Annotated in this window: 1 protein-coding gene; it reads right to left on the bottom strand. The window is 69.4% G+C overall.

Going from position 1 to position 1,015, the window contains the following annotated elements:
- Nucleotides 1-161: 161 nt before the first annotated feature.
- Nucleotides 162-1,015 (bottom strand): LysR family transcriptional regulator (locus tag F0Q34_RS21530; protein ID WP_149814420.1); only part of this gene is annotated, 854 nt, incomplete at its 5' end.

Consider the following 1,015-nt stretch of genomic DNA (forward strand, 5'->3'; position numbering starts at 1 on the left):
TGGGAAGGTAGGTCGGCGGGCCCCAGGTGGCTAGGCGATAGGGGGGCAGCGGTAGCAGACACTCTCCGAGTGTCGCAGCCCGCTGGCGCATAGGTCTGCGGCTGCGCTTCGCGACCTTGAAGTCGTCCGGCTCGCAGGATGCCACGCCTTCAACGGCAGCCTCAGCGTACCCCGCGACCTCCGAACCCATCGCCGATCCGGGTTGCTGCGAAGCGCTGGCGGAGCCAAGCCGCGGCGGGGCCGCAGGGCCGCTGCTTGTGCCAGACCAGCTCCAGGGCCACGGGCCAGTCGCCGTCGTCGAACTGCAGGTCGGGCGTGACGAGGTCAGGCGCCGCAGGAGAGGCGGGAATGACGTGGTCCGACACGAAGGCCCAGCCAATCCCGTGCTTGACCATTTCCAGGATCACCCAATGGCTCTCCACCCACCACACCTCGGCGGCCACGCGCAGGCGGCGCTTCTCCGGCCCATCGCTCCGGGCGGCGACCAGGATCTGCCGATAGCGCTTCAGCTCTTCCCACTCGACCCGCTCCTTGGCGAGGGGATGACCCCGCCCGCAGACGAGCTTGAGCGGAACCCACCCAATGGTCTGGAAGCCCAGCTCGGTCGGCAGGGCCTCCTGGCGCCACATCACGCCGAGGTCAGCCGTACCGGCCTGCACCAGGCGGCTGACGTCCTCCATCAACGGGAACAGCAGCTCCAACTCCACGAACGGGAATTGCTGGGCGAAGTTAGCGAACAGCGCCCCCAGAGCGTGCTCCGGATAGAGTTCGTCGATCGCCACCACCAGCCGGTTCTCCACCCGCTGCTCCAGGCTGGCGGCGGCGCTCATCAGGTGCTCCCGCCGGTCCAGCACCACGCGCGCCTCCAGCAGCAGGCGCTGCCCTGCAGGCGTCAGGACCGGGTTCCGCCCGGCGCGGTTGAAGAGCTCCAGCCCGAGGTCGGCCTCGAGATTGGCAATATGGGTGCTGCCGGCGGACTGGGCCTTCCGCAGCCGACGGGCTGCGGCCGAGAACG

Origin of the sequence: Teichococcus oryzae (assembly GCF_008386565.1) — a bacterium.
GTDB lineage: Bacteria > Pseudomonadota > Alphaproteobacteria > Acetobacterales > Acetobacteraceae > Pseudoroseomonas > Pseudoroseomonas oryzae.